Genomic DNA, 14128 nt, shown 5'->3' with positions numbered 1-14128 from the left:
ACCCGGCGAAGTCAGCTTCCGGCCTGTGCAAATTACGGTGCCAACCGTCGCCAAACGCTGCGCGCTGCGGCGCTGAGGCGGGCGCCATTGGCAGTCCGGGCTCAGACACTCCCGCCGCTACGCCCTTGATTCTCCTGAGGTCGCGCCCTAGATGTTTTAGAAAGTCCGGAGGAAACATGCATCAGGTTTTAAGTCAAAAAGCAGAAACTGGCGTCAAGGGACTGGATGATGTTCTTTCCGGTGGCTTTACGCGCAGGCATGTCTTTTTACTTGAGGGCTCTCCAGGGACGGGCAAAACAACGATTGCTTTGCAGTTCCTTATTGAAGGAGAAATACGCGGCGAGCGCTGCCTTTACATCAGCCTGTCGGAAACGGACGAAGAATTGCGCGATTGCGCCAGATCGCATGGCATGGAGATTGGTAGCGGGATCGAGATATTTGAACTCGTCCCCCCGGAAAGCCTTCTCGACGCCGAGCAACAGCAAAGCCTGCTCTACTCCTCAGATCTCGAGTTGGGTGAAACGACAAAACTGATTTTCCAAGCCTTTGAGCGGATCAAACCCCAGCGCGTCGTAATTGATAGCCTCTCTGAAATTCGCCTTCTAGCGCAGAGTTCGTTGCGATACCGCAGACAAATCCTCGCATTGAAACACTTCTTCGCTCGCTCCGATGCAACGGTGCTGCTGCTTGATGACATGACGTCGGAAAATTTTGACAAGACGGTCCATAGCGTGGTCCACGGTGTCATTCATCTCGAACAGCTTGCTCCCGATTACGGCTCCGAGCGGCGTCGGTTGAGAGTGATCAAGTATCGCGGTCAGTCGTTTCGCGGCGGCTATCATGATTTCACTATCAAGACTGGCGGCGTTGCGGTTTTTCCGCGCCTGCGCGCGATTGAGCACAGAACCGAATTCGAACGAACGACCCTCTCGAGCGGTCTTTCCGAATTCGACGGCCTTCTCGGTGGGGGCGTGGAGCGTGGATCAAGCACTCTCCTCATCGGCCCTGCTGGAACCGGAAAGAGCTTGTTTGCTCTGCAGTTCGTCAACGCCGCAGTCGAGCGTGGGGAAAAGGCTGCGGTCTTCATTTTCGATGAGGAACTTGGTCTCCTTTACGCACGCACCAGATCAATGGGTATCGACTTGGAGAAGCTGCAGGCAGATGGGCACATCCACATCGAGCAACTCGATGCCGCCGAACTATCACCGGGGGAATTTGCACAGCGTGTGCGCGACCGGGTATCAACTTTCGATGCCAAGACAGTGGTGATCGACAGCATCAATGGCTACCAAGCTTCTATGCCGGAAGAGAATGCTCTCATCTTGCACATGCACGAACTGCTACAGTACCTCAACAGGCAGGGAGCCAATACATTCCTGACGGTCGCCCAGCATGGCCTCGTCGGGGACATGAAATCGCCCGTCGATGTCACTTATCTGGCAGATAGCGTCATCCTTCTGAGATATTTCGAGGCGCTCGGAAAAGTGCGTCGCGCCGTATCAGTGATCAAGAAGCGCACAGGCCCTCACGAAGACACGATCCGTGAGTTCAGAATATCCGGCAACGGACTGACCCTCGGAGAACCACTTTCCGACTTCCAGGGCATCCTTCGCGGCGTTCCAAACTTTGTCGGCGATCAACACCCGCTTCTTCCTCTCAACGGGGAGGGTAGCAAGAATTCCTAACGGCGACACACGCGCACTTGTCTATGCTCCGATCGGCCGCGATGCGCAAATTGCAGCGTCACTCCTGAAGGAAGCTGGTGTATCTTCCACCACCGTGGCTGACATTGCGTCGTTTGTCGCAGGTCTGGGGGACAACATCGCCTTCGCTGTGGTGACCGAGGAGGCATTTCGTTCAGCGGACCTGAAAGGGATTTTTGCTTGGATCGCAGCGCAGCCCAGTTGGTCTGATTTGCCATTCATGATCCTGACAAACCGCGGCGGAGGACCTGAACGCAACCCGACTGCGGCGAGGCTCTCTGAGGTTCTGGGAAATGTGAGCTTTGTCGAGCGACCTTTTCATGCGACGACTTTCATAAGTGTTGCCCGGTCGGCCATGCGCGGTCGCCGGCGGCAGTTCGATGCCCGGGCCCGAATGGAAGCACTCGATGAAGGCGAGCGTCGCCTCCAGACGGCCCTTGCCGCCGGCCGGCTTGGCGCGTGGGAGCTCGATCTTGCAACCAATGAACTGACCACTTCGGCAACATGTCGATTAATTTTTGGCCGCGGTCCCGACGAAGAGTTTTCCTATGCGGACCTCTTAGCATCGGTCCATCCTGATGACTTCGAGCGCATGCAGTTGGCTGTTCGAGCAACGATCGAAACGGGCGCCGACTACGCGATAGAATACCGAACGGTCTGGAATGACGGGTCTACCCACTGGGTGGAGATCCGTGCCCAGCTCTACAGGGACCGCACTGGCAAGGCCATCAAGCTTGTTGGCGTATCGGCCGACATAACCTCACGTCTGAAAGCGGAAGAGCATCAACGGCAGTTGAATGAGGTTCTGGAAGAGCGCGTCGCGGAGCGAACGCGTGAACTGGAAGAAGCATATGCTACTGTCATGGAAGAGGTAAGCCAACGAGAACGAGCTGAGCAACACTTGCGCCAGTCCCAGAAGATGGAAGCGATCGGCCAACTCACCGGCGGCGTGGCGCACGATTTCAACAACCTCCTGATGGCCGTCCTCGGTAATCTTGAGTTGCTGCGAAAGTGCGTTGGCAATGACGCAAGGGCAATCCGCCTCATCGAGGGTGCCCAACAGGGCGCAAAACGTGGCGCTTCCCTCACCCAACGGCTTCTCGCTTTCTCGCGCAGGCAGGACCTACGCATTGACCCGGTCGATATGCGAGCGCTGGTTACCGGAATGGAAGACCTTCTGAAAAGGTCCGTCGGCTCGACCGTGGTGATCAAAACTGACGTGCCAGATCACCTTCCTCTGGTCTCGGCCGACGCCAACCAGGTCGAGCTCGCGCTCCTCAATCTCGTTGTCAATGCCCGTGATGCCATGCCTGACGGAGGCGAGATCGTTATCGGGCTGGACCATGTCCATCAGAACGTCCAGGCCGGTGAGCTTGCGGCAGGCAATTACGTCGCCCTCTCGGTCGTCGACCAGGGCCACGGAATGGATCGTGACACACTGCAAAAGGCTATCGAGCCGTTTTTTTCGACCAAGGAACTTGGAAAAGGCACCGGACTTGGTCTTTCCATGATCCATGGCCTGGCGTCCCAGTTGAAAGGCGACCTCAAGCTGACAAGCGAACTGGGTAAGGGCACAAGGGCGGAACTGTGGATCCCAATCTCGACATCCGAAATCACAAATGACTCCGCAGCGATTGAGGTCTCGGCTGGCCCGACCGCGAGCGCATCAGGACCGAAACGAATACTGCTGGTGGATGACGACCCTCTCATAGCGATGAGCTCAGCCGATATGCTGATGGACCTCGGTCACGATGTCGTTGAAGCGCATTCGGGGAAAGAGGCACTGGAACAGCTGGGAGACGGAACCGGCTTTGACCTCCTGATCACCGACTATTCAATGCCTGGTATGACCGGCGGAGATCTGGCAATTGCAGTGCGCCATATTGTCCCAAAGCTTCCGATACTCATCGCCTCGGGCTATGCAGAACTGCCGCCTGGAGTTGATCTTGACGTTTCCCGGCTCGGCAAGCCTTATACGCAGGATCAGCTTGAGCGGGAGCTTCATAAGCTGTTCAACGATCCAATCCTGACAGGCCACGTTGTCAGGAATGGACAGTAATATGAGGATGGTGGCGCAAGCGGTTTAACTTACCGACCAAATATCGGTGAGAATGCGTTTAACGGGCTTCGGTCATGAGCACACAAGCGTGAAGTAGACCGAGCCTACGTATTCCATACTGGCTGGCGGTTATGTTCTGCCGCGAAAGAAGCGGAACACATGTCCGCACCAAACTCAGAAGTCATATCAGAAGAATTCTCTTGTGCACCCGGAGGCTTCCACAAATCTCCTCAAGCACAGGCTTGGACTATCCAGGACCAGTCATCTTTCTAACACCCGGCAATGAATCAGTGTCCCTTCCTATGACTGACTCAACATCCCTAGTTTGCAGGATCACGAGAAATCGGTGGCAAAGAAGACGGCCGCGCCAATTCCCGCTGCAAGCAACGTCGCTCCGGAAAGGGGAAGCCAAAATCGACTGGGTCCGGCGACCATTGCCAGTGAAAGGCGTCCAGCCCCGTTTGCGACTATTGCCATGAGGATAGCCTCTCCTACCTGACCTGTCGAAATGATAGCACCATCGAGGCGAATTGCACTCAGCACGGCAACATCGACATCGAACACGCCAGACAGAGCAGAACTCGCAAGAACACTGACTGACCCAAATCGCTCGACCAAGGCCGCGCTGAGCGTTGAAACAACCGCGAAACCTGCAGCAAATATCAGCAACTGCATAAGGTCAAAAGGATTGCGGGGGAGCGAGCTCTCGTCGGCCTTCTGCGCGTGCCCGAACGAAAGCAATAGCAAACCGCACAGGCCAAATGCCAACGCTGCAGCAATCGCCGATGGCGCAATTATCTTTAGCAAATCAGGTTTCAGCAGAGCGACTACGATGCAGACACGGATAATCGAGACCATTGCTGCAAGCGAAGCCCCGCCCGCCAGTGGAAAGGCATTCATTACACCATGTGCGCTTTTCGCCAAGGCGACGGTGACCGATGTCGATGAGATAATGCCGCCCGACAGTCCAGTGATAAGGGTACCCTTCGTCGGTCCAAGCATGCGGACAGCAATGTAGCCGAGATAGGACAGTGCGGCCGTCAGGACGGTGAACAGCCAAACCTCGTGAGGATTTAATCCACCCCACGGATCAATGGTCCGGTTCGGCAGCAGCGGCAGTACGATTGTGGTCATCCCAGCCAGGAGGACCGCCGACCTGACTTCAGGCCATGTCAACCGCTTCAGCAGAGAATGGAGGATTTCCCTGCTGGCCAGAAGCCCTGCCAAAGCTGCTCCACCAGCGGCGGCCACTTTGTAATCACCGACAACAGCGAGTGCACCCAATGCGAAGACACACAGCGCCGCAATTACGACCGTGACGCTGAAATCTTCGTCCTGACTCGCCTTCCAAAACTGGAACCAGCCGACTAATGCACCCAACACTGAAAATCCAATAACAAGCATCCAGGGAGCCCCAGACAGTTGGGAGAGAGCTGCGATCACAGCGCCGAGCAGTCCCGTGATTGAGAACGTTCTTATGCCGGCAACACGCTTGCCTTCCAGTTCGTCGCGTTCACGCCAGCCCCGTTCCAACCCGACCAGCAGCCCTATGGCGATAGCGACGCCAAACCTAAGCATCAGCTCTGTCATGTCATCACCTGTCCGGTCATCTGTGTGGCAGCCAACTGAAAGCCTCGCAGCTACCCCAACCTTAAACACAGATGCCAGTTTCCTGCATGACTTTCTCGCGTTGCTCTTGCATCACGTAAAGCCATTGGGCACCCAAGAAACCTTGTCCCTCATGAACGCTGGTACCCGTCTTGATCGCAAGCGTGCCATCAGCGAAAAACCTGTCAATGTCGAGCGAAGCTTCCTCAGAATTGCCGAATTAACATTCCCCACTTCACGAGTGGCCAGCAATCTCGCCTTAGTTCGCTCGACGAGGTTTAGCGCCTTCATAGAAATCGAACCGTCGGGCGGCTGTCCTTTCACACACGCAGCGCATCGATGACGGCGCGCAGGCCGGCCGACAGGTATTTCCGCGTCGGGTAGTAGAGATAGAGCCAGTCCTCGGGCGCACTCCAGGATGCCAGGCATTCGACCAGGCTGCCGCTCTGGACATAGGAACGCGCGCGCTCTTCCCAGACGTAAGCCAGCCCCACGCCCGAAAGTGCCGCCTCGACCATCAGTTCATGGTCATCGAGCGACAGAGATCCGGTCGGCTCGAATTCGATGATCTTGCCAGCGCGGCTGAACTCCCAAGGGTAGGGTTTGCCGCTTGGATAAATATTGCGGATGCAGACATGGCCACGCAGATCATCCGGGGTTTTAGGAAGCGGATAACGTTCGAAATAGCTTGTTGAGCCCACGACGGCAAACCGAAGCCGCGGTTTGATCTTCACAGCAGTCATGCCATCGCGCAGACTTTCTCCAAGACGGATGCCGGCATCGAACCCCTCCTCCACAATGTCGACAAGCCGGTCGGTAGCGACGATTTCCAGCTGAAGCCCGGGATTTTCTGCAATCAGAGGACCGATGACTGACCGGAATACGAACGGTGCGACCGAATTGGGCGCATTGATGCGAACCTTGCCAAAAGGCGTATCGCGAAACTGGTTGAGGGCATCGAGCGCCGAGCCGATCTCGCCGAAGGCGGGCGACAGTTGCGCAAGCAACATTGCCCCGGCATCAGTCAGCGACACGCTGCGGGTCGTTCGATTGAGCAGACGAATGCCGACGCGTGCCTCGAGATTACCCACCGCATGGCTGATCGCCGAGGCCGTCACCCCGCGCTCTTCACCGGCACGGCGAAAGTTGCGGTGACGGGCGACCGCATCGAAGGCCGCGAGTTCAGAGAGATCCGTACTGCGCATTGTCAAATCTCACTCATCATTGAGAGGAAGATTATCTCTCTAATCCTGATCGTTGAAAAGGTCCAGATTTCTCCTCGCAAACCGGCGCTTGTGCCGGACCACACAGGAGATAGGACAATGGCCGACTTCATTCCTCCCGCCCACAACACTGCATCACCCTTTGCCGACATGCGCGGTCATCACGTTGCCGTCCGCACGCCGGACCTCGAAACCGCAAAGCGCTGGTATGTCGAGAAACTCGACTTCCGTGTCGTTGCCGAATGGGACTACGCCGACGAACAATTGGCCTATCTCGCACCCGCGACTGACGACCATTTCTATGTGGAAATCCTGGGTGGCGGCGATCCGGCGCCGGCGGAGGTCCGCCCTTATACCGATCTCGGCGATAGCCTCAAATATGCCGGCTACCACCATTTCTGCCTGAATGTCGCAAGCGTCGACGCCACTGTCGAGGAATTGCGGGCGCGCGGCGTCACCATCGTGACCGAGCCGTTCGAGCTTTTGGCAATCAGCCGCCGCCTCGCCTTCTTCTGCGATCCCTTCGGAAATCTGATCGAGCTGGCGGAAGTCCTGCCGTGACCCTTTCTCACCCGGCTGGCCGTCACGGCATCGCGATGGCCAGCACATCAGGAGAATATCCCATGACGAACTCCATCATGATTATCGGCGCCGGCCCCGGCATCGGGCAGGCCGTTGCGGAGAAATTCGGGCGGGAAGGCTGGCATGTCGTGCTCACCGCTCGCAATGCCGATCGTCTCACCGGTCTGTCCAGAACCCTTTCCGGGCAAGGTCTCCACGTCTCGACTTTGCAAGCTGATGCGACCGACCCGGTCGCACTGCGCAAGGCGGTCGCCGAGGGCGACCGCCTGTCCGGCGGGCTGACGGCGGTCCTTTTCAATGCCGCGTTCGTGCGTGAACAGGATCTGTTCAGCATGCGCGACGATGAGGTCACGGACGACCTCGCCACCAATGTCGCTGCCGGCCTTCACACGATCCGGGCATCCGTTGAGTTGTTCGGTGCCCGCGGCGGTACGATCCTGGTCACAGGTGGCGGCCTCGCCGTCTCACCCCATGCCGGCTATGCCAGTCTCGGCCTTGGCAAGGCGGCCCTTAGAAATGTCGTCGAAGGTCTGGCCGGCCCTCTCGCCGAACGCGGCATCCGCATCGCGGTGGCGACAATCGCCACACTCGTCGGCCCCGGATCGACAGAGGCGAGAGAGGCAGCCGACATAATCTGGACGCTGGCAACGGACCCGACCGCAGGGTGGGAAGCCGTTTACCCCGCAGACGCCTTCAAGGGAGACTGACATGACCGAAACACTGACTTTGATTGCCAGGCTGACGGCCAAGCCGGACTGTGCCGCGACGCTTGGCGAAGCGTTGCAGGCTCTGGTCTCACCGACCCGCGCCGAGGGGGGATCGATCGACTATCACCTGCACCGCGACAACCATGATCCCAGCGTCTGGATTCTCTATGAGAACTGGCGATCGCGCGCTGATCTCGATGCGCATTTTGAGCAGCCCTACACCAAAGCCGTCATGGCGCGCTTTCCGGAGCTGCTGGCCCGCGACATGGAATTGACATTCTGCACCATGACATCGCCGCGCCCTTGAGCCCCCGGCCCAACGCTTTCCCCATCAATCCAGCATCAAGGAACACCCTCATGAAAATCTGGTTCATCACAGGCGCCTCGCGCGGCTTCGGAGCCCTCGTGACCACACGCGCTCTTGCCCAGGGAGACGCCGTCGTCGCCACCGCCCGTAATCCGAAGGCGATCACAGAGCGGTTCGGCGAACACCCCAACCTGCTTCCGGTGGCCCTCGACGTGACCGACGACAAACAGGCGAGCGCAGCCGTGAAGGCAGCGATCGAGCACTTCGGCCGCATCGATATCCTGCTCAACAATGCTGGGTTCGGATTGATGGGTGCCGTCGAAGAAGCAACCGTGGCTGAGGTCGAGGCTGTATACCGCACCAACGTCTTTGGTCTCCTCAACGTGACCCGCGCCGTCCTGCCCTTTATGCGCCGGGCCCGTTCCGGCCGCATCCTGAATATCTCGTCGATCGGCGGCTATCGCGGCGCAGCAGGTTTCGGGGTTTACTCCTCGACCAAATTCGCCGTCGAGGGGCTGAGCGAAGCCCTGCATGACGAACTGGCGCCGCTTGGCATCCATGTCACCATCATCGAGCCGGGTTATTTCCGCACGGATTTCCTCGACAGTTCGTCCTTGTCGGTGAGCGGCAATATCATTGGCGACTACGAAGCGACCGCTGGCAAGGTCCGCACGATTGCGGCCGGACTCAGCCACAACCAGCCGGGCAACCCTCAAAAACTGGCAGAGGTCCTGATCGCCTTCGCTGACGCCCCCAATCCGCCGGTCCGCCTCCCGCTCGGTAGTGATACCGTCGCAGCGATCGAAAAGAAGCATGCACAGGACAACGCCATTCTCTCCGAATGGCGCACCGTCTCGGTCTCGACCGACTTCCCCGTTGACTCATAACGACGTGGGTCTGATTAATTTCATCCGATGGGAGGTCGCTTTCAGGCCTCCCATTGAAAGGATACGAACCGTCTGAGCGCGAGCGCCGTCGTCGCGACGCTGAACAGCATCATCGCGCGTACGATAATAATGATCACACGGGTAGGCCTGGCGCAACATGCAAACCTCCAGCCGGTGTTGGGTCGGGTCAGCAGGTGGACGGGCACGCCGATTGTCGCCACCGGGATCGGCATGATGCTGATCCTCATCTTCTCAACCGCCATACCGCCGTAGGGGCCGGCGAACTGACCTCGTGAGACACACTGGCTCCGTTTGCAACTGTAAATTTGGTGCTGATCTGCATCAAGTGGCTAGAGCTTGTCTCGCCTGCCGAGGTCTTAGTCTGCCCCAACTGCATATCCTATGCTGTCCTTGCAGCGAGCCTCATGATCTTGGTGGTGGACGGTCTTTCCTTGTCTTGACGTCGATCAAGTCCCGCATGAGGTCAGATGATACGGTGTCTCTCGTGTTCCTTCAAGAGGGTCACATGAGGGAGGACTTGCGATGCTTGAATACAGAATCTTGGCACGGCGGATTGATCCCAGCGAGAGCGTGGCGCGCACAGAGAATGCAGATATCAGGCTTGCAACCGGACTGACCGGCCCGGTCGACGCCTTCAATCCGGCCGAACTGTTGCTGGCGTCGATTGCAGCCTGCATGATCAAGGGGATCGAGCGCGTCCTGCCCCTCCTCGATTTCTCTCTCGATGGTGTCGAAGTGATGCTTCATGCCGTCCGGCAGGATGATCTGCCGCGTATCGTCTCCATCGACTACGAACTCTTGGTCGATACCGAGGAGAGCGAACAGCGGCTCGAACTCCTGCACAAGAACGTCCGCAAATACGGTACGATCTCCAACACCATCGCTCTCGCAGCTCGCCTTGATGGCGTCATCCGGAGGGCCTTATGAGGAGCCTTCACAGCGAAACGCATCTCGTTTCCCGGATAGGATGGCTGCGAGCGGCCGTTCTCGGCGCCAATGACGGCATCGTGTCGACCGCAAGCCTGATCGTCGGGGTGGCAGCCTCTGCGGCGGGGAGTTCCGAGATTCTGATCGCCGGCATCGCAGGACTTGTGGCAGGAGCCATGTCGATGGCGGCGGGCGAATATGTCTCGGTAAGCTCCCAGGCGGACACCGAGCAGGCCGATCTCAACCGCGAACGACTGGAGCTTGAGAGCCAACCCAATCTGGAGCGAGAAGAATTGGCGCAACTTTATGCCAGACGCGGTGTCGATATCGATCTGGCCAGAAGGGTGGCCGAGCAGTTGATGCAGAAGGATGCGCTTGAGGCGCATGCCCGCGAAGAACTCGGCATCTCCGAGATCACCACTGCGAGACCGATCGTGGCTGCCCTGACATCGGCGCTGACCTTTGCTGTCGGTGCCACGATGCCGCTCGCAATGGTGTGGCTGGCGCCGGCAGACCAACTTGTCTGGCTCGTCTCGGCTGCTTCGCTGTTGTTTCTCGCGCTGCTTGGAGCCATCGGCGCCATGGCTGGCGGGGCAGACGTGATGAAAGCCACAATCCGGGTCACCTTCTGGGGTGCCTTTGCCATGGCGCTGACGGCAGGCATTGGCGCGCTGGTGGGCACCGCCGTCTAGGAGGTGCGCGACCCTCAGAGGATATACTCCGGTGTGGGTCCAACACCGGCAACAAGATCGGCATGCGCCGGTCGCCAGGGAGTGAGATCATGGCCTATACACTCGATAAGACAATCAAAGGCATGCCATTTGACGCTGTGGTCGCAGCCACGAGGGAGGCCCTGTCGACCAAAGGATTCGGTGTGCTAACCGAAATCGATGTGCGAGCGACAATGAAGAAGAAGCTCGACGTCGATGTAGCTGACTATCTCATTCTCGGCGCCTGCAATCCGATGATGGCGCTTGAGGCGATGAAGATGGAGCCCAGGGTCGGCGACATGCTGCCCTGCAATGTGATCGTGCGATCGCTGGAGGAAGGGACCATCATGGTCAGCGCCATCGATCCCGTCGCCTCGATGCAAGCGATCGACAATCCCCACCTCAAGACGGTCGCTGGCCAGGTGAGGTGTCTGCTGCAAGACGCCGTCGCCGCGATCTGAGGCATTGGTTCCCCTGCACTGTCGCAGGCTGCCTGAGCGGGTCTTGATTGCGCCCGGCTTGTGGCGGTGTCTCCGATTTCGCGCTCAGGTCTCCAGGGCACGCCAGATGTTGCGGATGATTGCACAGCGTGGCTTGTCTTCTGCCGCCAAACGCAGCTCGGCCTGGAGGTCCTGGCTCGTTTTGTGTGAGACAAATGACCAGTCCCCAAACGATCCGAACGATCACCAGCGCAACAACGAGGTCAGGGTAGAATCCCAAATGGCCAAAAGCTGTTTCGATCGCGTTTGCAAAAAAATGGCCGGCGGTCGTCACGACTATCCCCCAGACCAAAGCACTGACCAGATTGATAGTGAAAAAACCAAAGGGGGACACACCGGAAAGACGGGTGATGACAGCACTTACCATCCGAAAGCCGAATATGAAACGGAATGAAAAGATGAGAGCGTCAGGGTGAGCGACCAAAAGTGCCTTCACTTGCTCGGCGTGAGGCGCATGCATTGCTCGGTTCCCGAATGGAAACGATTGGCGTAACGACCAGCATAAAACAGGGTCTCGTAACCTATCCACGAACCGCAACTGCAGCGGCCGCAACTTCCTAATAAGGCATCATGCCTTGACATTGCACTTGATAAGGACGCTGCGCTCATTTGGGAAAAGCTAATGGCGCAAGGAAAGGCAGTGGGCAGCCCGCGAAGCGGGTTGGACACAATCGTGGCTGCCATTGCTCAATCCAATAGCTGCTTGTTCACCAATAATGAGCGAGATTTTTACATGATCGAAATCATCAATCCTCGTCGAGGAAAGGCACGCTGAAAGACTTGGGAGATCTAGTGCCTCGAGTTCGCTTCCTCAGAACAGCTCAACTCATTGAACAGCCTTCCTTTTGGATCGACCGCGACGCAGCCTACCAAATGCTTCTCGTCGCCGAACTTGCAATTGCGCTACCCATAACCGCCACCGTCCGGTCTCTTACCCCAGACAATTCTTATTCCGAAATGAAATACCCGGTCTCGAATATAATCGGGATATCCGTTTCGCGCGCGCGGAGCCTGGCAAAATATTGCCGCTTGCTTCCTCCCCATTTGATAACTTATGTTGGCAATGTTCTCAGGGCGGGGTGTAATTCCCCACCGGCGGTATCGGGATATTCCCGGAGCCCGCGAGCGCTTCCGGTCTCCAAAGCCGGAAGGTCAGCAGATCCGGTGAGAGGCCGGAGCCGACGGTATAGTCCGGATGGAAGAGGACAAGGCAAAAGACGCCCGCATGCAGCGGGCTTCGCATTGCATTGTTCGCCCAAGGGATATTTGGCGCTTCTTGAAGCGCGAAAATGCCGCAAAACGGCATAACCCTTGAAAGGCTTGAAAGAAAATGACCATTGCTAAAATTGAAGACGCAATCGAAGCCATATCCCGTGGCGAGATGGTAATTGTCGTTGACGACGAAGACCGCGAAAACGAAGGCGATATCATCGCCGCGTCCGACAGCATAACCCCGCAGCAGATCGCATTCATGATGAACCATGCGCGCGGGCTGATCTGCGTCGCCATGCCGGGAGAGCGCCTCGACGCGCTCGACATTCCGCTGATGGTGTCGCGCAATACCGAATCCCTCAAGACAGCCTTCACCGTCTCCGTGGACTATATTCCCGGCACCACGACAGGCATTTCCGCTGCCGACCGGGCAAAGACCGTGCGTGCGCTGGTATCGGAAGGCTCGCGTCCCGAAGACTTCGCCCGCCCCGGCCATATCTTCCCGCTACGCGCCAACCCTGCAGGCGTGCTCGGCCGCACCGGCCACACGGAAGCCGCCGTCGATCTGTGCCGCCTGGCAGGCAAGTACCCCTGCGGCACCATCTGCGAAGTCGCCAATGACGACGGCACCATGGCCCGCCTGCCCCAGCTCGAAATCTTCGCCGAACGCCACGGTCTGCTCGTCGTGACGATCAAGGACCTCGTTGCCTATCTGAAGGGCGAGGTTGTCGAGGAAGTGGCGCAGAAGCAGGTTGCCTAGTCTTCACGCGCCTGTGCGGTGAATAAAAAACGCCCGGCGAAAGCCGGGCGTAAAATCAAAAGACAGACCACCTTACCTCTTGCACGTGGTCATCAATTCGGGCGGCGCTGCCGCGCAAACCCTACCAGCAGCAGAACCCGCCATCTACCAAAAGGTCCACGCCCGTCACGAAGCTCGCCGCATCTGACAGCAGGAAGATCGCCGGGCCGACCATTTCATCGACGCCCGCCATGCGCTGCATCGGGGTCTGCTCTTCGAACAGTTTCGTCTGGTGCACCATTTCCGGCCGCGTGTTCATCGGCGTCGCGGTGTAACCCGGCGAGATGGTGTTGACGCGGATGCCGCGCCCCACCCATTCCATCGCCATGGATTTGGACATGTGGATGACGCCAGCCTTCGATGCATTGTAGTGGCACTGCATCAGGCCGCGATTGACGATGACGCCGGACATGGAGGCAATGTTGACGATTGCGCCGCGACCGTTCTTCAGCATGGCATTGGCTTGCGCCTGGCAGGAGAGAAACACACCCTTCAGGTTGATGTCCATCATCGTCTGGAACTGGCTTTCCTCCATTTCCTCGGCAGGATTGGCGTTGGCGATGCCGGCGGCATTAACGGCAAGCGAGAGAGCACCGAGTTCGGCCTGCGTGCGTGCTACCGCTTCGCTCAGCGCCTGCTTGCTGGTAACATCGGCGGCGATTTGGATCGACTTGCGACCAGCCCTGGCAATGAAATCGGCCGTCTGCGCCAGGCCGTCATCGGTGCGGCGGTCAAGCAGCGCGACATCGGCACCGGACTGGGCAAGCCCCATGGCGATCCGCTGGCCGATGCCGGAACCGGCACCGGTGACGAACGCCACCTGGCCGGAAAGATCGAAAAGTTTCGGCGCGTTGAGCGTGATGGTGGACATCTCTATTTCCTT

At 58.1% G+C, this 14128-nt stretch carries 15 protein-coding genes and 1 riboswitch; of the genes, 11 read left to right on the top strand and 4 right to left on the bottom strand.

The annotated features are described in order from the left end of the window. Positions 1-176 precede the first annotated feature (176 nt). Both ACQZ6D_RS18030 and ACQZ6D_RS18025 read left to right on the top strand, forming a co-directional pair. Entirely contained in the window at positions 177-1685 is a 1509-nt protein-coding gene (locus ACQZ6D_RS18030; RefSeq protein ID WP_111801289.1) for an ATPase domain-containing protein, read from the top strand. After that, the gene (locus tag ACQZ6D_RS18025; protein ID WP_448730349.1) at positions 1627-3762 is read left to right on the top strand and encodes an ATP-binding protein; all 2136 of its coding nucleotides are present in this window, start codon (positions 1627-1629) and stop codon (positions 3760-3762) included. Before ACQZ6D_RS18030 ends, ACQZ6D_RS18025 begins: the two co-directional genes overlap by 59 nt. Positions 3763-4095: 333 nt before the next feature. On the opposite strand, the gene ACQZ6D_RS18020 is transcribed toward ACQZ6D_RS18025, so the two are convergent. Both ACQZ6D_RS18020 and ACQZ6D_RS18015 read right to left on the bottom strand, forming a co-directional pair. Then, the gene (locus ACQZ6D_RS18020) at positions 4096-5352 is read right to left on the bottom strand and encodes an MgtC/SapB family protein (protein WP_174038194.1); all 1257 of its coding nucleotides are present in this window, start codon (positions 5350-5352) and stop codon (positions 4096-4098) included. Between the two features lie 338 nt (positions 5353-5690). Then, positions 5691-6575 (bottom strand): LysR family transcriptional regulator, encoded by an 885-nt coding sequence (locus ACQZ6D_RS18015; RefSeq protein ID WP_003517057.1) that lies wholly within the window; start codon positions 6573-6575, stop codon positions 5691-5693. Between the two features lie 117 nt (positions 6576-6692). On the opposite strand from ACQZ6D_RS18015, the gene ACQZ6D_RS18010 reads away from it, so the two are divergent. The 4 genes from ACQZ6D_RS18010 (at position 6693) to ACQZ6D_RS17995 (ending at position 9076) form a co-directional block, all read left to right on the top strand. After that, positions 6693-7154 carry a VOC family protein gene (locus ACQZ6D_RS18010; RefSeq protein ID WP_013637024.1) on the top strand — a complete coding sequence of 154 codons (462 nt, stop codon included), beginning with the start codon at positions 6693-6695 and terminating at the stop codon, positions 7152-7154. Between the two features lie 62 nt (positions 7155-7216). Then, positions 7217-7882: an SDR family NAD(P)-dependent oxidoreductase gene (locus tag ACQZ6D_RS18005; RefSeq protein WP_080802267.1), complete on the top strand. Its 666-nt coding sequence runs from the start codon at positions 7217-7219 to the stop codon at positions 7880-7882. A 1-nt stretch (position 7883) separates the two neighbouring features. Beyond that, the gene (locus ACQZ6D_RS18000; protein ID WP_112496823.1) at positions 7884-8189 is read left to right on the top strand and encodes a putative quinol monooxygenase; all 306 of its coding nucleotides are present in this window, start codon (positions 7884-7886) and stop codon (positions 8187-8189) included. 50 nt (positions 8190-8239) lie between these two features. Continuing rightward, positions 8240-9076: an oxidoreductase gene (locus ACQZ6D_RS17995; RefSeq protein WP_448730350.1), complete on the top strand. Its 837-nt coding sequence runs from the start codon at positions 8240-8242 to the stop codon at positions 9074-9076. Between the two features lie 41 nt (positions 9077-9117). Here ACQZ6D_RS17995 and ACQZ6D_RS17990 read toward each other — a convergent pair whose 3' ends face one another. Further along, positions 9118-9324 carry a hypothetical protein gene (locus tag ACQZ6D_RS17990; protein WP_003517068.1) on the bottom strand — a complete coding sequence of 69 codons (207 nt, stop codon included), beginning with the start codon at positions 9322-9324 and terminating at the stop codon, positions 9118-9120. 295 nt (positions 9325-9619) lie between these two features. Here ACQZ6D_RS17990 and ACQZ6D_RS17985 point away from each other — a divergent pair, with 295 nt between their 5' ends. The 5 genes from ACQZ6D_RS17985 to ribB all read left to right on the top strand — a co-directional run bounded on the left by ACQZ6D_RS17985 (position 9620) and on the right by ribB (position 13206). Next, on the top strand, positions 9620-10024 hold the full coding sequence (locus ACQZ6D_RS17985; protein ID WP_065687622.1) for an OsmC family protein: 405 nt from the start codon (positions 9620-9622) through the stop codon (positions 10022-10024). Further along, entirely contained in the window at positions 10021-10716 is a 696-nt protein-coding gene (locus tag ACQZ6D_RS17980; protein WP_003517072.1) for a VIT1/CCC1 transporter family protein, read from the top strand. The genes ACQZ6D_RS17985 and ACQZ6D_RS17980 overlap by 4 nt, the downstream gene beginning before the upstream one ends. An 89-nt stretch (positions 10717-10805) precedes the next feature. After that, positions 10806-11195, top strand: a complete 390-nt coding sequence (locus ACQZ6D_RS17975) for a DUF302 domain-containing protein (protein WP_003517074.1) — start codon at positions 10806-10808, stop codon at positions 11193-11195. 106 nt (positions 11196-11301) lie between these two features. Further along, the gene (locus tag ACQZ6D_RS17970) at positions 11302-11628 is read left to right on the top strand and encodes a hypothetical protein (protein ID WP_139104335.1); all 327 of its coding nucleotides are present in this window, start codon (positions 11302-11304) and stop codon (positions 11626-11628) included. Positions 11629-12295: 667 nt separating this feature from the next. Next, positions 12296-12445, top strand: a riboswitch (FMN riboswitch). 119 nt (positions 12446-12564) lie between these two features. Beyond that, entirely contained in the window at positions 12565-13206 is a 642-nt protein-coding gene (gene ribB / locus ACQZ6D_RS17965; RefSeq protein ID WP_013637525.1) for a 3,4-dihydroxy-2-butanone-4-phosphate synthase, read from the top strand. Positions 13207-13327: 121 nt separating this feature from the next. Here the strand turns inward: ribB and ACQZ6D_RS17960 are convergent, their stop codons facing one another. Further along, positions 13328-14116: an SDR family oxidoreductase gene (locus ACQZ6D_RS17960; RefSeq protein WP_003517081.1), complete on the bottom strand. Its 789-nt coding sequence runs from the start codon at positions 14114-14116 to the stop codon at positions 13328-13330. Positions 14117-14128 lie beyond the last annotated feature (12 nt).

It is taken from the genome of Agrobacterium sp. 22-3639C2 (genome assembly GCF_053522105.1).
This window is presented reverse-complemented; position numbering and strand designations above follow the sequence as displayed.

What these genes read in the sequence shown, in the direction of transcription:
- ACQZ6D_RS18030 (WP_111801289.1), top strand. Translation starts at nt 177, where the DNA reads ATGCATCAGGTTTTAAGTCAAAAAGCAGAAACTGGCGTCAAGGGACTG.
- ACQZ6D_RS18020 (WP_174038194.1), bottom strand. Translation starts at nt 5,352, where the DNA reads ATGACAGAGCTGATGCTTAGGTTTGGCGTCGCTATCGCCATAGGGCTG.
- ACQZ6D_RS18015 (WP_003517057.1), bottom strand. Translation starts at nt 6,575, where the DNA reads ATGCGCAGTACGGATCTCTCTGAACTCGCGGCCTTCGATGCGGTCGCC.
- ACQZ6D_RS18010 (WP_013637024.1), top strand. Translation starts at nt 6,693, where the DNA reads ATGGCCGACTTCATTCCTCCCGCCCACAACACTGCATCACCCTTTGCC.
- ACQZ6D_RS18005 (WP_080802267.1), top strand. Translation starts at nt 7,217, where the DNA reads ATGACGAACTCCATCATGATTATCGGCGCCGGCCCCGGCATCGGGCAG.
- ACQZ6D_RS18000 (WP_112496823.1), top strand. Translation starts at nt 7,884, where the DNA reads ATGACCGAAACACTGACTTTGATTGCCAGGCTGACGGCCAAGCCGGAC.
- ACQZ6D_RS17995 (WP_448730350.1), top strand. Translation starts at nt 8,240, where the DNA reads ATGAAAATCTGGTTCATCACAGGCGCCTCGCGCGGCTTCGGAGCCCTC.
- ACQZ6D_RS17990 (WP_003517068.1), bottom strand. Translation starts at nt 9,324, where the DNA reads ATGAGGATCAGCATCATGCCGATCCCGGTGGCGACAATCGGCGTGCCC.
- ACQZ6D_RS17985 (WP_065687622.1), top strand. Translation starts at nt 9,620, where the DNA reads ATGCTTGAATACAGAATCTTGGCACGGCGGATTGATCCCAGCGAGAGC.
- ACQZ6D_RS17980 (WP_003517072.1), top strand. Translation starts at nt 10,021, where the DNA reads ATGAGGAGCCTTCACAGCGAAACGCATCTCGTTTCCCGGATAGGATGG.
- ACQZ6D_RS17975 (WP_003517074.1), top strand. Translation starts at nt 10,806, where the DNA reads ATGGCCTATACACTCGATAAGACAATCAAAGGCATGCCATTTGACGCT.
- ACQZ6D_RS17970 (WP_139104335.1), top strand. Translation starts at nt 11,302, where the DNA reads ATGTTGCGGATGATTGCACAGCGTGGCTTGTCTTCTGCCGCCAAACGC.
- ribB (WP_013637525.1), top strand. Translation starts at nt 12,565, where the DNA reads ATGACCATTGCTAAAATTGAAGACGCAATCGAAGCCATATCCCGTGGC.
- ACQZ6D_RS17960 (WP_003517081.1), bottom strand. Translation starts at nt 14,116, where the DNA reads ATGTCCACCATCACGCTCAACGCGCCGAAACTTTTCGATCTTTCCGGC.